Here is a 19,953-nt window from a genome sequence, read left to right on the forward strand (position 1 = left end):
AGTTCCTTTACTCGAAGAGTGACAGCGTCAAGGTTGCGTTGTAGTTCCCGGCCGGAACATCGACCCCGGTCTTTAAGGTGAGGTCGGCTGTTGCCGACCACTGGCTGTTTCCCTCGGCTGCTTCCCCGGATCCTGCGGCAATGGCGAACAATTCCTGCCCGGCCAGGCCCACCCCGTTGACTCCCCCATCCAGCACGGTGTCGACGGTGTCGCCCGGGGCGACCAGTCCGGCGTCGTCCTCTACAGTCAATCGCGGCGCCCAACCCAAATGCTCGGCACCAATCTCCGGCTGGCCGGCGTCGCCAGTAAACACGGAGGAGGATCCCAGGACATACCAGGCGGCACCCTCGGGGATCTCGTCGGCGGTGCGGGTGTCAGTGACGGTGACGGTGGGCAGGGTGCCGGTGAAGGTGCGGCCCAGCGCGGTGGAGTTGTTCTCGAGCAGCGCCGTTGAGCTGCCGTCCACCGTCATGGCGAGGATGCCCGGGGTGGTCAGCGGCGCAATCTCGACGCTGACGCCGACGTTGTTGTCGCCCAGCTGCGCATCTTCTGCGATGGCGGCACCGGCCACCCCGGCTAGCAGGAGAGTTCCGACGGCGGTCATGGCAACGCGGGTGGTGGTTGATTTCTTCATGGTTGATTCCTTGTCTTGACAGTGTGGTGTTACTTGAATGAGATGTAGCGAACGGTGCGGGTGCTGCTCACGGGCAGGCCGCCGATGACGGCGCTGGATTGGATCGTGATTTCACCGGCGGGCAGGGTGGCCGAACGGACGGAGAAGGCATGGAAGGCGTTTTTGCCGGGCTGGACATTGTTGAAGTGCTTTTTTCCGTAGGGGGTGGAGAGGGAAACCTCCACCGGGACGCTCTCCGCATTGACGGCCCTGACCTGCAGCATTATGCTCCCGCCGATGGAGCGGGCTGAAACCTCAACCGCCACCTGAGGACGTGCGGGAACTTCGAGACGGACCAGGTTCCGCCCCTGGAGGGTGTAGATGTTGCCGGACTCATCGCTGGTGAGGTGGGAACCGCTGTACCAGCCGCCCTCGGTATCTGCGAGGACGGTTTCCACGGCAAAGGTGGCCGGGTCGAAGCGGAACACGTTGGTGTAGGAGGCTCCGTAAACCACACCGTTGTTGTTGATCATGGCACCGAAGCCGTGGGACAGGGCACTGACATCGGCCTGGTGGATGACCTTGCGGGTGACGACGTCCACCACGGTGATCAGGCCCTGGCGGGAGAGCGCGTAGAGGTTGCGTCCCTCCATGGCCATGGCGGCCGTGCCGGAGCCCTGCGGGTCGATCCGCCAGAGCTCTTCGCCTTTGAGGGGGTCGAAGGCGACGATGGTGCCACCGTCTGGCAGGGCAGGACCACCGCCTCCGAGGTAGGCAATGCCGTCGCGGGAGGCGACACCGCGGATCAGCTGGACGGCATCGATGGGGTTGCTGAACCACCTCGCTTCGCCAGTGGCGGGGTCATAGGTCCACAGCGACCCGCCACCCTCGGTGTCCGACTGGCTGCCTACCAGGACAAGCTGGTTGGTGAGGTCCCAGTCAACGTCCAGCGGCCGGTTTTGTTCCTTTGGGAACGCCGCGGCCTGGCGGATCGGCTGGCCGTCATCGGGGTTGTACATCCAGATGCCCTCACCGCTGTACTGGCCGGTGTAGAGGGTGCTGCCCACCATGAGCGCATCCTTCGCCTCGCCGGGTGCACGGAGGTAGGCGGTGGGCGCGCCGTGCACGGAGTGGCGGGCGATGGTGCCGTTGCCGCCCGCGTAAATGTAGCCGCCGCCAGCTGCCAGACCCATAACTTTTTGCGCGTCTGCCCTGGCACCTGCCTCCCCCAGATCCGTGGTGGAGTTGGTGCCTGCGACGGGATCGATGGTGGCCACGAAGCCGAAGGCCGAGGTGGCCAGGATGGAGTTGTTGTGGGCGTCAACACCCCAGATTCCACCGAGCTCCGCCCCTTCGAACTCCAACCTGCTGACGGTGTTCGAGGACAGGTTGTACTGGCACAGGCCATCGTCGTTGGCGAAGTAGACCACGTCGCCGATGCGCGCGAACTTCTTGGCGGTGGTGCCGAGGGAAACGGCGATCTGGTAGCTCCCCGGATCGCCCAGGTCCATGGCCGCAACCTTGGCCGGTTCCAGTGAGGAGGAGGAGCCGATCAGGAGCTGGTTGCCGAAGACTTCCAGGTCGCGGATGCTGGGGTCTGCTTCCATTTCCGACGGCGTTATCAGCGTGTGTTCGCCGGTGGCTCGGTCGTATGCGTAGAGGCAGGCGCGGCTGGTGTCAGCGCTGCCGGCAAGTGAGCTGCCGGCGCCGAAATAAACGGTTGAGTCGGTTGCGGCCACGGCGCGGGCCTGGGTTGCGCCCGTGTCAGGAATTCCCCTGCTCACTACTGTGCCCAGCTCCGGGTCGTATTCCCACAATGCAGGCGGGGTGCCCGAGCCGCCGCCCACGGCAAACACGTGGCCATCGGGTGCCACGCTCATGTCACGCACATCCCTGTCGCCCATGGTTCCAATGGGGCTGGCGGCCTGGCCCAGGTCTGCCAGCTCCCACTTGAACAGGTTGGGCTGCGGGCCCTTCGCCTTCTGGTTGATGCCGGCATAAAGAATGGTACCGGCGTCGTTGACATCGAGGGCCTGGACGGTATCGCCGTTGCTCAGCTCGGTTTCACCTACTATCAGGCCGCTGCCCAGGTCGAGGGCAACAATGCGGGCCGGTTCCAGGTTGCGTGAACCGATGTAGAGAATATTGCCAACGCGCTTGGCGCTCATGAGAGAGAACTGTACGACGGCGGGTCCCAGGTCGATAACGTGGTGTTCCCCTGACGCCGGGCTGCTTCCCAGCGGAGAAGCGGCTGAGGCGGCGCTGGCACCGGCTGCGGCAAGGATGGCGGTCAATCCTGCAGCGCTTCCCGCCTTGACAACTGTCCGACGTGACAAAAATGAATTCTGCATTGAATTTCCTTTGCTGAAGGCAAGAACTGTGACTGACGCTTGTTTCTGCGCTGCTGTGGTCCCATGCTGGCGCAATCAGCGGTTCTGCACTGTCATCCCACGGCGCCTTCGAATGTTCGATCTTGATCGACCAATAGTTCGGAAAGCGTTCTCCAATAGTATGACCTACCTCACCTGGGTGGTGTCCAGTTATTTCGCACAAATGAACAGTTAGTGAACATATGACTGTCCATTCGGCTTACTTTCCCAGTAAAAGATGGCAAACGAACGTGAAGTCCTTCATCTGCCAGGGCCAGCACGAATGCCAGCTGACCCGCAGAGGTGGTTGTGACATTGGAAGGATTCATCCGCTCCACAGCCACCCCTGCATACCGAAAATGGGTCTGACCGGTGGATTAGCCGAACGCGCCGTAACTGACGCTCCGGGTACTGTTCACGGTCTCGCCACCGACAACGGCGAGGACCTGAACACCTACCTCACCAGCGGGCAGGGAGGCCGAACGGACGGTGAAGGCATGGAAGGCGTTCTTGCCGGGCTGGACATTGCTAAATCGCCTCTCACCGTAGGCCGTGGCGATGACAGCATCCACAGGCACGTTTTCAGCGTTGCTGACGGTGACCTGCAGCATGCTGTTCCGCCCGACCGACCGTGCCGACACGTCGATGCCAACCTTGGACAGCACGGGCACCTCTATGCGCACCAGGTTGCGCTCGCGCAGGGTGTAGATGTTCCCCGACTCGTCATTGGCCAGGTGTGAGCCGCTGTACCAGCCGGCGTCGGTTTCGGCGAGAACGGCTGCAACGGCAAAGGAAACCGGATCGAAGCGGAAGACGTTGGTCTTAGACGCCCCGTAGACCACACCGCCGTTGTTGATCAGTGCCCCGAATCCATGGGACAGGACGCTGATATCAGCCTGGTGAATGACGTTGCGCGTCACCACGTCGATCACGGTGATGAATCCGTTCCGCGAGAGTGCGTAGAGATTTTGCCCCTCCACCACCATGGCCGCGGTGCCGGATCCCTGGGCTTCGATGCGCCACAGCTCCTGCCCCTTGACAGGGTCGTATGCGGTGATGGTTCCCCCGTCGAGCAACTCGGGACCGCCGCCGCCCAGGTAGGCAATGCCGTCACGGGTGGCAACGCCCCGGATCAATTGGGCATCATCGATGGGGTTGATGAAGCACTGCGATTCCCCTGTAGCCGGATCGTAGGTCCACAGTGACCCTCCACCCTCGGTGTCCGACTGGCTTCCCACCAGCACCAGCTGATTGGTCTCATCCCAAAGAACGTCCAGGGGCCTGTTTTGGGACTTCGGAAATGCCGCGACCTGACGGATGGGCAAGCCGTCGTTGGGGTCATACATCAAGATGCCCTGGCCGCTGTATTGCCCTGTGTACATGGTGCTGCCGACCATGACGGCGTCCTTCGCTTCGCCGGGCGCCCTCAGGTTGGTGGTGGGCGCCCCCGACATGGAGTGGCGGGCGATCGTGCCGTTGCCACCGGCATAGATGTATCCACCGCCCGCCGCAATGCCCATGACCTTCTGTGGGTCGGCTTCGGCACCGGCCTCCCCCAGGTCCACCACGGTGTAGGTGCGTGCCGCTGGCTCCACCGTGACAACAATGCCGAATGACGAGGTCAGCAGAACCTGGCTGCCGTGGGCGTCAACGCCCCAAATCTCCCCCAGGTCTTCACTGCCGAGATCAACCTGGCTGACCGTATTCGTGGCCAGGTCGTAGTGGCACAGGCCGTCGTCGTTGCCAAAATACACATCATCGCCAATATTGGTGAACTTCTTGGCAGTCACGCCCAGCGATACGGCCAACTGGTAGGACGCCAAATTGGACAAATCCATGGCGGCCACCTTGGCCGGCTCCAGCGTCGACGACGTACCTACCAGGAGGCGTTCGCCATGGATGGCCAGGCCCCGGATGCTGGGATCATTCTCCATTTCCGGAGGCGTGACCAAGGTGAACTCCCCGCTGGCCCGGTCGTAGGCGAACAGGCAGGCCCGGCTGGATTCACTGTTGCCGGCCAGTGAGCTGCCTGCACCGAAGAATACAGTTGTGTTGGTGGCAGCCACGGCGCGGGCCTGGGTTGCCGTTGGTTCTGGAATTCCGCGGCTGACAACGGTTCCCAGTGCGGGATCGTATTCCCACAACGAGGGCGGATTGCCCGCCGCATTGCCCACGGCAAAAACATGCCCGTCGGGTGACACGCTCATGTCACGCACGTCCCGGTCGCCCATGGTGCCGATGGGGGTTGCCGGGTTGCTCAGATCGGCGAGGTCCCAGCTGAAGAGGTTGGGCTGCGGGCCCTTCTTCTTTTGGTTGATGCCCAGGTAAAGCGTGCCTTCATCAGGGCTCACCCCCATGGCCTGCACGGTGTCGCCGTTGCTCAGCGTGGTCTGGGCAACCACTTGCCCGCTCGTCAAGTCAAGAGCAACAACCCTGGCCGGTTCCAGGTTTCGGGACCCGATGTAGAGGATATTTCCCACCCGCTTGGCGCTCATCAGCGAGAACTGTACAACGGCAGGACCCAAGTCGAAGACTTGGTGCTCGCCTTGCGCCGGGCTGCTTCCCAGGGGGGAATACGCCGAGGCAGCGCCGGCGCCTGCGGCAGCGAGAACGGCCGTCAATCCAGCCGTCCCGCCTGCCTTGAGGACTGTCCGACGTGACAAGAATGAATTCTGCATGGAATTTCCTTTGCTTGAAGGCTGGATCTGCACGACGCCTGTGCCTGCGCTGATCGAGTCAAGCGCCCGGGCTGATCAGCCGCGACTCCTGTCGTCAGCGACTGCCACTGGTGGTCCTCCACCCATGGAAAGCGTTCTCCAGCAGTATGACCCAGCTCACCCACATGCTTCCAGTGTTTCCGCACAAGTGAACATAACCTGAACACGCGACTGTCCTTTTGGATCAACTTCACAAAGTCGTTGGACATGCAGCCCGGCCCCACTTTCGTCTGGAGCTCATTCGGCCACGCCACGACACCTGTGCAACAACACCGCCAACTTGCAAACTGACGCAGCAGCGGCTGAAACAGGATATTCTTGCCCATTTTCAACCACTGCTGCGGGTCACCTGTGCTGGTTTGGCTTTAATCGCCGTAGCTGACGGTCTTGCTACTGACGATGGCTTCTCCGCCTGCCAAAATGCTGGTCCGCACGACAACTTCCCCTGCAGGGAGTTCCGGCAGGCGGGCGGTAAACGAATGGAAAGCGTTCCTGCCTGGTTGTACGTTCTTGAACTGCTTCTCCCCGTACGGCGTTGAGATGAAAACGTCCACCGGTATCTGCTCCACGTTTTGGGCCGTCACCTGAAGCGTGACGTTGCGGCCAATGGAACGGCAGGTGACCCCAATGTCTGTCTGCGGATACGTCGGAACCTCGATGCGTACCAGGTTTCGTCCGCGCAAAGAGTAAATGTTCCCGTCCTCGTCATTGGCCAGATGCCGCCCGCTGAACCAACCTCCCTGGGTATCACCCAGTACGGTGGACACCTCGAAGGTGACAGGGTCAAAGCAGAACACAGTGGTTCCAGAGACACCGTAAACAACACCAGCATTAGTCAGCAGGGCACCAAAACCCTCAGCCAGAGGGCGGATGCTCTTCTGGTGCATCACCTGGCGGTTGCGCACATCAATGACCAGCAACGTGCCCCGGCGGGAAAGTGCGTATAGGTTGTGCCCCTGAAGGGCCAGCGCAGCTGTCCCGGAGTCCTGCGGATCCATCCGCCACAGCTCCGCCCCGGTGGTCGGGTCAATAGCCATGATGGTCCCGCCGTCGATCGTTCCCGGACCGCCGCCACCGCAGTAGGCCACACCTTCCCGGGCCACAACGGCACGCAAAAGCTGGACATCGTCAATGGGGTTGATGAAATGGCCGGACGCCTCCGTCACGGGGTCGTAGGTCCACAAGGAACCGCCCGCTTCCGTATCCGACTGGGCAGCGACAAGGATCAATTGGTGATGGTTATCCCAGCTGACGTCAAGGGGCCGGTTCTGCGCCTTGGGGAACGCAGCGGCCTGGCGGATCGGCTGGCCGTCATTGGGGTCGTATTTCCAGATGCCTTGGCCGCTGTATTGGCCGGTGTACAGCGTGGCTCCCAGTACGATCGCATCTTTGGCTTCGCCCGGAGACTGGAGGTGGATGGTGGGGTCGCCGTGCATGGAGTGACGGGCAATAACACCGTTGCCGCCCACGTAGATGTAGCCGCCGCCAGCCGCCATGCCCATGGCTGTTTGCGCATCCGCCGAAGCACCAGCTTCCGCCAGGTCCGTCGTCAAACAATTGCCGGAAACGGGGTCGATGTTGGCGATGAAGCCATAGGCCGAGGTGACCAATACGTTGCCGCCCATCACATCCACACCCCAAATCTCGCCAAGGTCCGGACCGTCGAACGTGACTTCGGAAATTTCATGGGTAGCAAGGTCGTACTGGTTCAGTCCCACCTCGTTGGCGAAATAGAGAATGTCTCCAACGCGCGCAAAGTTCTTTGCCGTGGTTCCTATCGACGTAGCGATTTGGTAGGACGCCAGGTTGCCAGTGTCCACCACCGCAATCTTGGCCGGCTCGGTAGATGCTGCTGTTCCCACGATCAGCTGGCTGCCAAAGATCGCAAGATCCCGAATGCTGGGGTCAACTTCCATTTCGGCTGGTGTGATCGGTGTGTGCGTCCCGCTCGCCCGATCGTAGGCGAAGAGGCATGCTCGGCTCGTGCCTCCCCCACCGCCAAGGGTGCTGCCGGCACCAAAGAACACGGTATCGTCCGTTGCGGCGACGGCCCGTGCCAGTGTTGCGCTCGGTTCCGGGATGCCACGGCTGATAACAGTACCGGTGGTGGGGTCGTATTCCCACAGGGCCGGGGCGGTGTTGGATCCGCCGCCAACGGCAAATACGTGTCCGTCCGGGGCCACACTGAGATCGCGCACGTCGCGGTCACCGATGGTGCCGAGGGGCTCCGCGGGCCTGGCCAGGTCGGCAAGATCCCAACGGTACAGGTTCGGCTGCGGCCCGGTGCTCTTTTGCAGAACACCCGCGTAAAGAGTTGTCCCGGCAGCATCAACAGACATGGCCTGGATGGTGTCGCCCGTGCCGATCGCAGTCTGGCCAACGACCCGCCCAGTGGGCACATCCAACGCCACGATCCGTACCGGTGCAATGTTGCGCGAGCCGATGAACAGCGTCGTGCCAACCAACTGGGCACTCATCAAGGAGAACTGCACGACGGCGGGACCCAGGTCGGTGATGATTGGTTCGCCTTGGGCAGGGCTGCTTCCCAGCAAAGATTGGGCTGCAGCCGGATTGACTGCCGCCGCGGCTGCAAGGACGGCTGTCAATCCGGCTGCGCCTCCCGCTTTCATGGCTGTCCGACGTGACAAAAATGAACTCTGCATGGAAATTCCTTTGCTTGAGGGCGTGGCTGTGCTCGCGCATGAAACGGCACGAAAATGGGGTGCGGACTGGGCACACAGCCCAACGTGCAGACTCTGTCGTTCATGGATTCCCGGTCGGGAAAGCGCTCCCCAGCAGTATGGTCCACTCCACCCCTGCCCTGTCCAGCCCTCTCAAAAAAGTGAACAGCAACTGAACAGAAGAGGCACCCCGTCGGCTCGATGCACTGCCACGACGGCCCTCCCGCCGGGGTTCACTGGCTTTTTGAAAATGCCCAGTTTTACGGCTCTTGTGACTTTTCCGTGGGTGGGTTCGCCGTTGCACCGTCACGTCTTCACGCCGTCGGACCGTCACGTCTTGAAACCCTTTCGCTCAGCTGGAGGGCTGTTGTGGCGATTCATCGCTCAGATACCGGACACCGGCCCTGTTTCCTGGTGCAGGGTGCGGGAAACTCGTACGGGAGGGTGTGTGCTTCGTCGAGAATGACCCTGGGTCGTAGCGTGTGGCTTCTTGTTTCGCCGAGAATGGCCCGGAGCCGCGAAATGCCACCAAGGTTGCGCCCTTCTCGCGAGCCTGAACCATTTTCGGCGAAACACGCTCAGGATGCTGCGAGTTTGACCCCTTCTCGGCGCGTAGTCTCCAGCCAACCCTCGGCGGAGCCGCTGGGATCGAATGATCTGGCCTGTCACACACCGTCGGGGAGACCTGGACGGGGTGCTCTGCGCCCCTGCCGAAAACAGCCAACGCGAAGACGGCCAGGGCGAAAACGGCGAGGGCGAAGACAGCCAGGGCGAAGACAGCGAGGGCGAAAACGGCTTGAACACAGACAGCCGGCTTGGTGGGCCCCAGGCTGAAGCATCCACGATAGAGCCACAAGAGCCACAAATACGAGGCAATCGGCCACGGCACCGGATGTTTCGGAAAGCCCCCGCTAGTCCACGTTGCTGCTCAGTGCCACCCAACTGGTGAGCACATGAGCGGCAGCCCCGCCGTCGATAGCGGCCTCGGCACGCGCCATGGCAAACTTCATCCGCTCCAACAGCGTGCCCGAGCTTGTCCTGTCATAAGCCACCAGGCCTGCCGCCGCATTCAAAACCACGGCGTCACGGACGGGCGAGCGTTCCCCGTCGAGGATGCGGCGCACAACAGCGGCGTTGAATTCGGCGTTTTCGCCGCGCAGCTGCTCAATCGTGGCCCGGGGAATGCCCAGGTCCAGCGGGTCAAAGCTGCTCTCCGTAATTTTATTGTCCCGCACCTCCCAGATGGTGGAGGTGCCCGTCGTCGTCAATTCATCCAGGCCATCGCTGCCGCGGAACACCAGGGCGCGAATGTTGCGGGCGGCCAGGACTCCTGCCATGAGCGGGGCCATGCGCGCATCGGCAACACCAATGGCGGAGGCAACCACGCGGGCCGGGTTGGTCAGCGGGCCGAGGAAGTTGAAGGCGGTGGGCACACCAATTTCACGGCGCGCAACGGCCGCGTACCGCATGGAGGGGTGGAACAGGTTGGCAAAACAAAACGTGATGCCAACCTCGGAGGCGGCCCTGGTGACAGCCTCAACCGGCAGGTCCAGGCGCACTCCGAGCTTTTCCAGTACGTCGGCGGACCCGGCCGCCGAGGAGGAGGCCCTGTTGCCGTGCTTGACCACGGTGGCACCGGCGCCGGCGCACACAAGTGCGGCCATGGTGGAGATGTTGACGGTGTTCAGGCGGTCCCCTCCCGTGCCCACAATATCCAGGGCGTCCCCCTCCACCTGCATGGGGCGGGCGTTGGAGAGCATGGCCTCCACCAGGCCGGTCACTTCCGCCACGGTTTCACCCTTGGCACGCAAGGCAACCAGGAACCCGGCAATCTGCACATCCGTGGCATTTCCGGCCATAATCTGGTTCATCGCCCACTGGGTGGCGTCCTGGTCCAGGTTCTCCCCGGAGATCAATGCGGCGACAAGATTTGGCCAGGTGCGGGCGTCGGCGGAAGCGTTTTGCAGAGGATTCACTCTCCAGATATTAGACGAAATCAGGCCAACCGGATGCTTTGTGACCATTGACACAGAGCATGTGTTGTGCATACAGATCTGGGTTTAAGCTGGGAATACACCGGAATTTCGCAGGTTTGTAGAAAAAGATCGCGCAATCGGCATTTTGCATTGGGTTCTATTGGGGTTTTATGGACATAATGTCTATGTGACAACTGCGACCCATGCCCCCAGTACCCCGGCGCATCCGACGCTGAACCGCCCGAACATGGTTTCTGTAGGAACCGTCGTTTGGTTGGCCAGTGAGCTGATGTTCTTTGCCGGCCTTTTTGCCATGTACTTCACGCTGCGTTCCACCACTGGTGGAATGTGGGCTGAAGAAACGGCCAAGCTGAACTTCCCGTTCGCCTTGGTGAACACCCTCATCCTGGTATCTAGCTCCTTTAGCTGCCAGATGGGTGTCTTCACCGCGGAGAACCTTCGGCCTCGCCGCACCGGACGCCTCTTCCAGTTCTCCAAGTGGGGAATGACGGAGTGGTTCCTGTTGACCTTCGTTCTCGGTGCAGTATTCGTTGCCGGTCAGACGACCGAATACGCCATGCTGACGTCCGAGTACGTGACCCTGAATTCCAACCCTTATGGCTCCGCCTTCTACATCACGACAGGTTTCCACGGCCTGCACGTGATTGGCGGACTTATTGCATTCCTCCTCATCATTGGACGCGCCTACGCAGCCAAGAAGTTTGGACACTTCGAAGCCACCAGCGCGATCGTGACTTCTTACTACTGGCACTTCGTGGACGTCGTGTGGATTGGCCTCTTCTTGGTCATCTACGTCCTGAAGTAAGCTGACAACCAGCTTTCTGCCACCCAAGGTAAGAACAAGCATTTGCAGCCCTACATCGGGGCTGCCGAATATAGATCAAAGGAACCACCAAGTGAAGGCACTCTCGCAGAAGCGACGTCATCCGCTGGCTGCACTAGCGCTGCTAGTGCTGGGGCTCATGCTGACAGGTGGGCTATACGCCGTTGTCACAACCGTGAATGAGGCCAAGGCCGATACCACCACCTTTACGGCGCATCAGGTGGACGAGGGCGAGAAGCTCTTTGTCGCCAACTGCGCCACCTGTCACGGCCTCGGCGCCAATGGCACGGACGCAGGACCGTCCCTTGCCGGTGTTGGTGCTGCAGCAGTCGACTTCCAGGTCGGCACGGGCCGCATGCCCATGCAGATGCAGGGCCCCCAGGCCAAACAGAAGCCGAAGCAGTTCAACACCGAGCAGACCCGCGAAATGTCAGCATATGTTGCCACTTTGGGTGACGGCCCGGCGCTGCCTGAAGAGCAGTACCTCGACGGCGGCGGCGACGCAGCTGTTGGTGGCGAGCTCTTCCGCATCAACTGCGCCATGTGCCACAACGCAGCAGCAGCTGGTGGCGCGTTGACCCGAGGCAAGTTCGCCCCGCCGCTGGCCGGCGTCGAGAACAGCCACATCTACAGCGCCATGGTTACGGGACCGCAGAACATGCCGGTCTTCAGCGATGCGAACATCAGCCCCGACGGCAAGCGCGACATCATTACCTTCTTGAACACCATTGAAAACCAGGGTTCACCTGGTGGCGCGAAGCTCGGCTCTCTGGGACCGGTATCCGAGGGCTTGTTCCTCTGGACTGCTGTTCTGGGTGTCATCATCGGCTTCACCATCTGGCTCACCTCACGCACTTCATAAGCAACAAGAAGCCACACGAATTTTTGGCTGCTGTGGCAGCCGCAGGAAACATACATGACGACCCCGGGCACGTACCGGGATAAGAGAAGGATGAGGGGATTATGGGCAACCATAGTGACGGCACGCCGACAGGCGCGGACGCCGTAGCTAAGGCTGGTCACCAAGAGGTGGATGTGTTCCAAGACCCGGGACTACCTCCGCATCGTTTGCGACTGGCCGACACAGACCCCAAGGCAGCAAAGCGCGCCGAGCGCCATGTGGCATGGCTATTTATCATTTCCATCATTGGCACCTTGGTGTTCTTTGTTGGGTACTTCGGCGTGCGCCTCGATGACACCATCGCCACCTTGCGCATCCAGAACACCCTCCTTGGCTTGGGCGTGGCATTTGCCATGCTCGGCATTGGAACGGGTATCGTGCACTGGGCCCGGGCCCTCATGCCTGATCATGAAGTAGCTGAAGAGCGTCATGAACTGCGGACCGAAGAAGACCGCCTGGCCGCCGTCAAGATCATTGACGACATTGTTGACGAGACCGGCATCAAGCGCCGCCCGCTGATCCGCAACACCCTCATCGGTGCTGTGGCCCTGGCGCCGCTTCCTGCCATCGCGATCTTCCGCGACCTTGGCCCGCTGCCGGGCGACAGCCTGCGGCACACTCTCTGGAAGGAAGGCGAGCGGTTGGCTCGCGATCCCGACGGAACACCCATCAAGGCCTCTGATGTGACCATCGGCAGCGCGTTCCACGTGATTCCCGAATCACTGAACGATCTGCATGAGGGCAAGATCGCCGCAAAGGCCAAGGCTGTTGTCTTGCTGATGCGCTTGAACCCCGAGGACCTCAACCCGTCCGCGGGACGCGAGGACTGGGGCTACAACGGCATCGTTGCCTACTCCAAGATTTGCACCCACGTTGGCTGCCCCGTTGCTCTCTACGAGCAGCAGACGCACCACCTGCTGTGCCCCTGCCACCAGTCCACCTTCGATCTGACGCAGGAATGCAAGGTCATCTTTGGCCCTGCCGTTCGCCCGCTGCCCCAGCTGCCCATTTCAGTTGATGCTGAAGGCTACCTGGTTGCGCAGAGCGACTTCCACGAACCTGTTGGACCGAGCTACTGGGAGCGTGGCTAAATATGTCTACTGCAACTCAAGCACCGTTTGAGCCCAAGACCAGCACCGGGCGCATCACCAACTTTGTTGATGAGCGCGTGGGCGGCTCCGGCATCCTGCGTGAATTCGGCCGGAAGGTCTTCCCCGACCACTGGTCATTCATGTTCGGCGAAGTGGCGTTGTACTCCTTCGTCATCCTGCTCCTCTCGGGCACCTTCCTGACGTTCTTCTTTGATCCGTCAATGGCAGAAACCCACTACAACGGCCCCTACGTCCCGCTCAAGGGCGTGGAAATGTCTGTGGCCTACAACTCCACCCTGCAGATTTCCTTTGAGGTGCGCGGCGGCTTGTTCATGCGCCAGGTACACCACTGGTCCGCACTGCTGTTTGTTGCCGCCGTCTCCGTGCACATGCTGCGCGTATTCTTCACCGGCGCGTTCCGCAAGCCCCGTGAACTGAACTGGCTTGTTGGCGGTGTCCTGCTCATCCTCTCGATGGCTGCAGGCTTCACCGGCTACTCACTCCCCGATGACCTGCTCTCCGGCAACGGCCTGCGCATCATCGACGGCGTGGTCAAATCCGTCCCGGTTGTTGGCACCTACATCTCCTTCTTCCTGTTCGGCGGAGAGTTCCCCGGCACAGTCATTGTTGGCCGCCTATACATGATGCACATCATGTTGGTGCCCGCCTTGATCCTGCTCATGGTCGCCATCCACCTGTTCATGGTTGTCATCCACAAGCACACGCAGTACCCTGGCCCGGGCCGCAACGACCGTAACGTCGTCGGCTACCCGCTTGGCCCGGTCTATGCAGCCAAGGCTGGCGGCTTCTTCTTCATCGTGTTCGGCATCATCGCCTTCATCTCCGCGTTCTTCCAGATCAACCCGGTCTGGAACTATGGCCCCTACGACCCCTCCCCCGTTTCAGCAGGCACCCAGCCTGACTGGTACATCGGATTTGTTGACGGTGCCTTGCGCTTGATGCCGGGCTGGCTGTTCAACATCCCGATGGAATGGAACATCCCGTTCCCGTGGGGCGTGAACACCATATCGTTCAACGTGCTTGGACCGGCCTTGCTCCCTGCAGGCCTGCTGTTCATGGTCATGTTCGCCTACCCGTGGATTGAGCGCTGGGTTACCCGCGACAACCGCGAGCACCACGTGCTTGACCGCCCGCGCAACGCACCGACCCGCACCGCCATTGGTGTTGCAGGCTTCGTCTTCTACTGCGTCATGTGGGCAGCTGCAAGCTCTGACCTGATCGCCACGCATTTTGAGGTCTCCCTCAATGACGTGACGTACTGGTTGCGTGCACTGTTCTTCATCGGCCCGATCCTCGGGTTCATCATTACCAAGCGGGTGGCCCTGGCGCTGCAGCGCAAGGACCGCGAGATCGCCCTGCACGGCCGCGAGACAGGCCGCATTGTGCGCCTGCCGCACGGCGAGTTCCAGGAGATCCACGCACAGCTCGACGACTACAAGCGCTACAAGCTGGTTGGCTACGAGTCCCCCGTTGCCGAAGAGGGCATCCCGAACGAAAACGGGATCGTCACCAAGGCGGAGAAGACGCGCAGCAGGCTCAGCAGCTTCTTCTTCGAGGATCGTGTTGCCCCGGCAGCACCTTCGGAACTGGAAGCCGGTCACCATCACGAGGCTATCGAAGCCGGTGAAGACGACAAGGCAATCACACACTAACCGTGTGAGAGTTCGTTAGTACACAAGCCAGAAGGCGGTTCCCCCGGGAGCCGCCTTCTGGCTTTTGCCTTGCCTGGCCGAGCTTTTGCGTTGCCTGGCCAGGAACAGCGCAGCTGCCGCCAGCATGCGGAGGTGAGCTCCGCCGTCGGCCATCACCCTCAGGGCACAGGCGACGCCCCAACGCCTCCAAACGGCGTCGACTAGTACATGCGCCGTGCCCGAACGCCAGGACGTTGCAGGGGCACCCGCAGCTTGTAGCGGTCGGCGCGGTAGAAGGATACCGAGTAGTCGACGGTGGAGCGGGAGACAAAGGCGTGGCGCTCGGTCCGCAGCACCGGGGCACCAATATCCACCTGCAGCAGGCGGGCGATGGAAGGGGTGGCGGCGTTGGCCTCAATGGTGTCCTCACCCCATTCGATGATCAACCCGTACCGCTCCCCCAAAATGTTGTACAGGGACGACGGCGGACCGGCGTCCAGGATGCCCGGCACGCGCCAGGCGGGGATGAAGTTCTCGTCAACGCTCATGGGCTGCTCATCGGCGAGCAGGAGCCGGCGCAGGCGGATCACAGCCTGCCCCTCCTCAAGTTGCAGTTCCTTCGCCAGGCGCGCCGTGGCCGGGATCTGTTCAAAGGCGAGGGTCCTGGCGGACGGGCGCATGCCGCGCCGGGCCATTTCCTCAGAGTAGGACGTCAGCTTCAGGGTGACATCCAACTTGGTCCGGGCCACGAACGTGCCCACACCCACCACCCGCTCCAGCAGTTCCTCCTCCACCAGGGCCTCAACGGCATGGCGCAGCGTCATCCGGGCAACTTGAAAGTGTGCGGCCATGTCGCGCTCGGACGGCAGCTGCCGCCCGGCCTTGCTGTGGTTCAGGATGTAGCTGCGCAGCAGTTCCCGCAGCTGAATGTGGACGGACACCCCGGAACCCCGGTCCAACTCCCCCGGAATCTCTTTTGCCGGCGGCACCAAATAGCCCATGAAACTCCTCTGTTGACACCACCAGCCTAAAACACGACTACTCTCAATACAGAAACAACCCCGTTCAACACGTTCAAGGAGTCACCCATGTACACCCGGAAAGCCACAGTGGCGGCCAGTGTCGGACTGCATGCCCGCCCCGCGGCCGTCTTTGTGCGCGCAGTCAATCGAACAGGCCTGCCCATCACCCTGGCCAGGGACGGCATGGCTGCCGTGGACGGCCGTTCGCTGCTTGCCGTCATGAGCGCCGACTTCGAACACGGCGTCGAGGTGGAGATCGGCGTCAGTCCCTGCGATGCTGATACGGCCGCCATCCAGACGGCGGTGGACGAACTGGCCCTCCTGCTCCTGACGGACCTCACCGACGCCTCATAGCGGACGCTCCGGCGCCTCCGTGGCTCCTCACCCCGCTGCCTTCCTCCGGGCTGCATGCCCGCCTGGCCGCGTGGCCACTTTCCGGCAGGCCGCATGCAAACGCTCCCGCACTAAGTGTGGGAGCGTTTGCCGTCTGCAAGCCGATACGTGCGGGGTTGAGGGCGATTCTCAGCACCGGCAAAGGACGAGTCGTAGAATCCGCCCCCAGACGTGCCGATGTTGTGGGGCCGCTGCCTGGTGCGGTGGCGCGAGAGTGGGGCACGCTCCCGTGTCCACCGTTCATCGCGTCGAGAATGGGGCCAACCCGTGACATGGCGTCAAAGTGGCGCCCTCTTCGCGGGCTGGGTCCATTTTCGCGAAATGGTCACCGTATTTGTGTACCTCAGGCCCATTCTCGACGCGCCTGGCCAGCGGGAGGGGCGGAAGCGCAAGCTCCCTCACCCGTGAACCGGCCGTGCACAGCATTGGCTGCCCCGCGTACGCTTTTTGCCCAAAGCACGACGTCGGCAGGGCCCCTTCCACACCAAGGTGGGCTGCCGTCGTCGTACTTGAGAGACCTGGCGCGGACGTGGCGATGTTTTTGAGCCGCGGCAGGATGTGGTGCAGCCCGAAAACTGACGGAGCGTTCCTCTCTGAGGCCCGTTAGATGAGGGAGCGTTGGGATGGACTGCGCTGGGGTCACTGCGCCGGGGTCACCTCAATCGTTAACGAGAAAAGGGATTGCCCCGCACCAGTGGTGCGGGGCAATCCCTTTTGTGTTCTGCTCGTCCTACGCTGCTGAGCGGAGGTGAGACGGGTCAAGCTTAGTGTGCGTGGTCTCCGCGGCTGTATTCGTAGACCCAGCCAACCAGTGCAATAACGGCCAGGCCGGCACCGAAGAGGAAGACCCACCAGCCAACGGCCAGTCCGAGGAAGCCTGCTGCACAGGCCAAACCGAGCACCAGCGGCCACCAGCTCCAGGGGCTGAAGTGCCCCTGCTCGCCGGAACCTTCGTGAACTTCAGCATCCAGGCGGTCTTCAGGCCGGGGCCCGACGCGCTTACCTGTGACGTAGACGTAAGCGCCAATCATCAGACACAAGCCTGCCAGCAGGAACAGTGCCAGGTACCCGACGTGTTCATTCCAGTCGACCATGAAGCCGTAAACAACGGCAACGGGGATGAAGAAGACACCTAGGAGCAGAAAGAGCCAAGCTTCTACCTTCACTTTTGTGCTCCCTTCGAGCCTGCTACAGCCGGTTCAGGCTGGTAGTGCGGTGCGAGTTCCGGGTGGTGCAGATCCAGTGCCGGACGCTCCGAGCGGATGCGCGGCAGGGACGTGAAGTTGTGACGCGGCGGCGGGCAGGAAGTCGCCCACTCCAAGGAAGCACCAAAGCCCCAAGGATCGTCAACTTCAACCTTCTTGCCACTGCGCCAGGTGATGTACACATTCCAGAACCACGGAATCATCGAGGCACCCAGAACAAAGGAAGAAATAGTGGAGAACTGGTTCATCCACGTGAAGTTGTCTTCAATCATGTAATCGGCGTAGCGGCGCGGCATGCCCAGGACACCCAGCCAGTGCTGGATGAGGAACGTGCCATGGAAGCCCAGGAACAAGAGCCAGAAGTGAATCTTGCCGAGACGCTCGTTCAGCATCTTGCCGGTGAACTTGGGCCACCAGAAGTAGAAGCCTGCGAACATGGCGAACACGACCGTGCCGAATACGACGTAGTGGAAGTGTGCAACCACGAAGTAAGTGTCCGAGACGTGGAAGTCAAGCGGCGGTGAGGCCAAGATGATGCCCGTCAAACCACCGAAGAGGAAAGTGACGATGAAGCCGAGGCTCCACAGCATGGGCGTTTCAAACGTCAGGGAACCACGCCACATGGTGCCGATCCAGTTGAAGAACTTCACACCCGTTGGCACTGCAATAAGCATTGTCATGAAGGAGAAGAACGGCAGCATGACCTGACCGGTGACGTACATGTGGTGAGCCCACACGGTCACGGACAATGCAGCAATGGAGATGGTGGCAAAGACCAGGCCCTTGTAACCAAAGATCGGCTTGCGGCTGAAGACCGGGAAAATTTCAGAGACGATGCCGAAGAACGGCAGGGCAATGATGTACACCTCGGGGTGGCCGAAGAACCAGAACAGGTGCTGCCATAGCATGGCCCCCCCATATTCAGCATCGAAGATATGTGCTCCGAAGCGGCGGTCGGCACCCAGTGCGAACAGTGCTGCTGCCAGCGGCGGGAACGCCATGAGCACCAAAATACCGGTGATCAAGGTGTTCCAGGTGAAGATCGGCATGCGCCACATCGTCATGCCGGGGGCACGCAAGGTGATGATGGTGGTGATGAAGTTGACGGAACCAAGAATGGTACCGAAACCTGACAGTGCGAGGCCGAAGACCCACAAGTCACCACCAACACCGGGGCTGAACGTGGTGTTCGACAGCGGCGCGTAAGCGAACCAGCCAAAGGCAGCAGCACCCTGGGGGGTGATGAAGCCGGCGACGGCGATGCTGCTGCCGAAGAGGAAGAACCAGAACGCCAGGGCATTCAAACGCGGGAAGGCAACGTCAGGTGCACCAATTTGCAAGGGCATGATGACGTTGGCAAAGCCGGCAAAGAGGGGTGTTGCAAACATGAGCAGCATGATCGTGCCGTGCATGGTGAACAACTGGTTGTACTGGTCCTTGGTCTGCAGGATCTGCATGCCAGGTTCAAACAATTCCGCCCTGATGACCAGCGCCATGACGCCGCCGAGGCAGAAGAAGATGAATGATGCGATCAGGTACATGTACCCGATTGTTTTGTGGTCCGTTGAGGTGATCCAGTTGACGACAATGCGTCCCTTGGAAACCGGAACGACCCTAGGAGCAGCCGAATTCACTTCGGTTGCCGAGTACTCGAGCGTAGACACTTTCCTCTTCCCCCCTACTTCTGATTCACAGAATTAATTGGACCGGGATTGCGGTCGTACTTCTCGGTCAGCTCGCCGGTCTGGCCCTTGGCCTTCAACTCGGCCATGCGTGCATCAAACTCGTCCTGTGTGACAACGTGAACGTTGAACAGCATTTCCGAGTGGTACTCGCCGCAGAGTTCGGCACACTTGCCATCATATTCACCGAGCGCCGTGGGCGTCAGGGTCATGTAGTTGGTCTTGCCGGGGAGCATGTCCTTCTTGTCCAGGAACGCAGGCACCCAGAAGGAGTGGATCACTTCACGGGAGTTCAGCTGAAGCTCTACCGAGCGGTTCACGGGCAAGTACAGTGTGGGCAGCGTCGACTTGTCGAACGGCTTGCCGTCCAGCTCAGCCTGAACACCTACGGAGTACACGGACTCCTGGACGTCGTTGCCAGCCAAGTAGTTGAAGTCAAAAGACCACTGCTTGGCGCGGACGTCAACAGTCACGTCCGGGTTGTCAACGCGTGCGTTGATGGACTGCTGCTCCACATCGGTGAAGTGGAAGAAGACCAGCACCATGAACAACGGCACCAACACATAGAAAACCTCCAACGGGAGGTTGTAACTCGTCTGACGCGGGAAACCAGTGGCACCCTTGCGACGACGGTAAGCGATGATGCACCAGATGATCAGGCCCCACGTGATCAAACCAATGATCAAGATTGTGATCCAGGTGTTAACCCACAGATCGATGATCCCAGCCGTGTGATTGGTGGTATCACGCTCGCCTGGCATCCAGCCATTCTTATTCTCTGCCGTACATCCAGACAAAGCTAACGCT

14 protein-coding genes are annotated in these 19,953 nt (G+C 61.1%); 5 read left to right on the forward strand and 9 right to left on the reverse strand.

Going from position 1 to position 19,953, the window contains the following annotated elements; genetic code table 11:
- Window positions 1-7: 7 nt before the first annotated feature.
- From art_RS04030 to trpD, 5 genes are all read right to left on the reverse strand, one after another.
- Window positions 8-634, reverse strand: a complete 627-nt coding sequence (locus tag art_RS04030) for a hypothetical protein (RefSeq protein WP_038462604.1) — start codon at window positions 632-634, stop codon at window positions 8-10.
- Window positions 635-663: 29 nt separating this feature from the next.
- A complete protein-coding gene (locus art_RS04035; protein WP_082000090.1) occupies window positions 664-2,964 on the reverse strand; it encodes a PQQ-binding-like beta-propeller repeat protein in 2,301 nt (766 codons plus the stop codon).
- Between the two features lie 395 nt (window positions 2,965-3,359).
- Window positions 3,360-5,660, reverse strand: a complete 2,301-nt coding sequence (locus art_RS04040; RefSeq protein ID WP_216699583.1) for a PQQ-binding-like beta-propeller repeat protein — start codon at window positions 5,658-5,660, stop codon at window positions 3,360-3,362.
- A 404-nt stretch (window positions 5,661-6,064) separates the two neighbouring features.
- A complete protein-coding gene (locus art_RS04045) occupies window positions 6,065-8,362 on the reverse strand; it encodes a PQQ-binding-like beta-propeller repeat protein (protein WP_082000091.1) in 2,298 nt (765 codons plus the stop codon).
- Between the two features lie 929 nt (window positions 8,363-9,291).
- Complete coding sequence (gene trpD, locus art_RS04050) at window positions 9,292-10,356, reverse strand: anthranilate phosphoribosyltransferase (RefSeq protein WP_052135979.1); 1,065 nt, start codon at window positions 10,354-10,356, stop codon at window positions 9,292-9,294.
- 187 nt (window positions 10,357-10,543) lie between these two features.
- On the opposite strand from trpD, the gene art_RS04055 reads away from it, so the two are divergent.
- The 4 genes from art_RS04055 to art_RS04070 all read left to right on the forward strand — a co-directional run bounded on the left by art_RS04055 (window position 10,544) and on the right by art_RS04070 (window position 14,865).
- Complete coding sequence (locus tag art_RS04055; protein WP_173425219.1) at window positions 10,544-11,182, forward strand: heme-copper oxidase subunit III; 639 nt, start codon at window positions 10,544-10,546, stop codon at window positions 11,180-11,182.
- A 91-nt stretch (window positions 11,183-11,273) separates the two neighbouring features.
- On the forward strand, window positions 11,274-12,062 hold the full coding sequence (locus art_RS04060; protein WP_038462608.1) for a cytochrome c: 789 nt from the start codon (window positions 11,274-11,276) through the stop codon (window positions 12,060-12,062).
- Window positions 12,063-12,163: 101 nt separating this feature from the next.
- Complete coding sequence (locus art_RS04065; protein ID WP_038462610.1) at window positions 12,164-13,192, forward strand: ubiquinol-cytochrome c reductase iron-sulfur subunit; 1,029 nt, start codon at window positions 12,164-12,166, stop codon at window positions 13,190-13,192.
- 2 nt (window positions 13,193-13,194) lie between these two features.
- Complete coding sequence (locus art_RS04070) at window positions 13,195-14,865, forward strand: ubiquinol-cytochrome c reductase cytochrome b subunit (RefSeq protein ID WP_038462612.1); 1,671 nt, start codon at window positions 13,195-13,197, stop codon at window positions 14,863-14,865.
- Between the two features lie 200 nt (window positions 14,866-15,065).
- Here art_RS04070 and art_RS04075 read toward each other — a convergent pair whose 3' ends face one another.
- Complete coding sequence (locus art_RS04075) at window positions 15,066-15,845, reverse strand: GntR family transcriptional regulator (protein ID WP_173425220.1); 780 nt, start codon at window positions 15,843-15,845, stop codon at window positions 15,066-15,068.
- 87 nt (window positions 15,846-15,932) lie between these two features.
- Here art_RS04075 and art_RS04080 point away from each other — a divergent pair, with 87 nt between their 5' ends.
- Window positions 15,933-16,220: an HPr family phosphocarrier protein gene (locus tag art_RS04080; RefSeq protein ID WP_038462615.1), complete on the forward strand. Its 288-nt coding sequence runs from the start codon at window positions 15,933-15,935 to the stop codon at window positions 16,218-16,220.
- Window positions 16,221-17,023: 803 nt separating this feature from the next.
- Here art_RS04080 and art_RS04085 read toward each other — a convergent pair.
- From art_RS04085 to coxB, 3 genes are read right to left on the reverse strand one after another with little or no spacing between them, the layout of a single operon-like run.
- Window positions 17,024-17,425, reverse strand: coding sequence for a cytochrome c oxidase subunit 4 (locus art_RS04085; RefSeq protein WP_038462617.1), 402 nt, complete (start codon window positions 17,423-17,425; stop codon window positions 17,024-17,026).
- Complete coding sequence (gene ctaD / locus art_RS04090; RefSeq protein ID WP_052135980.1) at window positions 17,422-19,128, reverse strand: cytochrome c oxidase subunit I; 1,707 nt, start codon at window positions 19,126-19,128, stop codon at window positions 17,422-17,424. Before ctaD ends, art_RS04085 begins: the two co-directional genes overlap by 4 nt.
- Before the next feature lie 14 nt (window positions 19,129-19,142).
- Complete coding sequence (gene coxB / locus art_RS04095; protein ID WP_253901468.1) at window positions 19,143-19,907, reverse strand: cytochrome c oxidase subunit II; 765 nt, start codon at window positions 19,905-19,907, stop codon at window positions 19,143-19,145.
- Between the last annotated feature and the right edge of the window lie 46 nt (window positions 19,908-19,953).

This window comes from Arthrobacter sp. PAMC 25486, from assembly GCF_000785535.1.
Taxonomy (GTDB): Bacteria; Actinomycetota; Actinomycetes; order Actinomycetales; family Micrococcaceae; genus Specibacter.

Excerpts from the sequence above, each read along its gene's own strand:
- art_RS04030 (WP_038462604.1), bottom strand. The coding sequence starts at position 634 with ATGAAGAAATCAACCACCACCCGCGTTGCCATGACCGCCGTCGGAACT.
- art_RS04035 (WP_082000090.1), bottom strand. The coding sequence starts at position 2,964 with ATGCAGAATTCATTTTTGTCACGTCGGACAGTTGTCAAGGCGGGAAGC.
- art_RS04040 (WP_216699583.1), bottom strand. The coding sequence starts at position 5,660 with ATGCAGAATTCATTCTTGTCACGTCGGACAGTCCTCAAGGCAGGCGGG.
- art_RS04045 (WP_082000091.1), bottom strand. The coding sequence starts at position 8,362 with ATGCAGAGTTCATTTTTGTCACGTCGGACAGCCATGAAAGCGGGAGGC.
- art_RS04065 (WP_038462610.1), top strand. The coding sequence starts at position 12,164 with ATGGGCAACCATAGTGACGGCACGCCGACAGGCGCGGACGCCGTAGCT.
- art_RS04070 (WP_038462612.1), top strand. The coding sequence starts at position 13,195 with ATGTCTACTGCAACTCAAGCACCGTTTGAGCCCAAGACCAGCACCGGG.
- art_RS04075 (WP_173425220.1), bottom strand. The coding sequence starts at position 15,845 with ATGGGCTATTTGGTGCCGCCGGCAAAAGAGATTCCGGGGGAGTTGGAC.
- art_RS04080 (WP_038462615.1), top strand. The coding sequence starts at position 15,933 with ATGTACACCCGGAAAGCCACAGTGGCGGCCAGTGTCGGACTGCATGCC.
- coxB (WP_253901468.1), bottom strand. The coding sequence starts at position 19,907 with ATGCCAGGCGAGCGTGATACCACCAATCACACGGCTGGGATCATCGAT.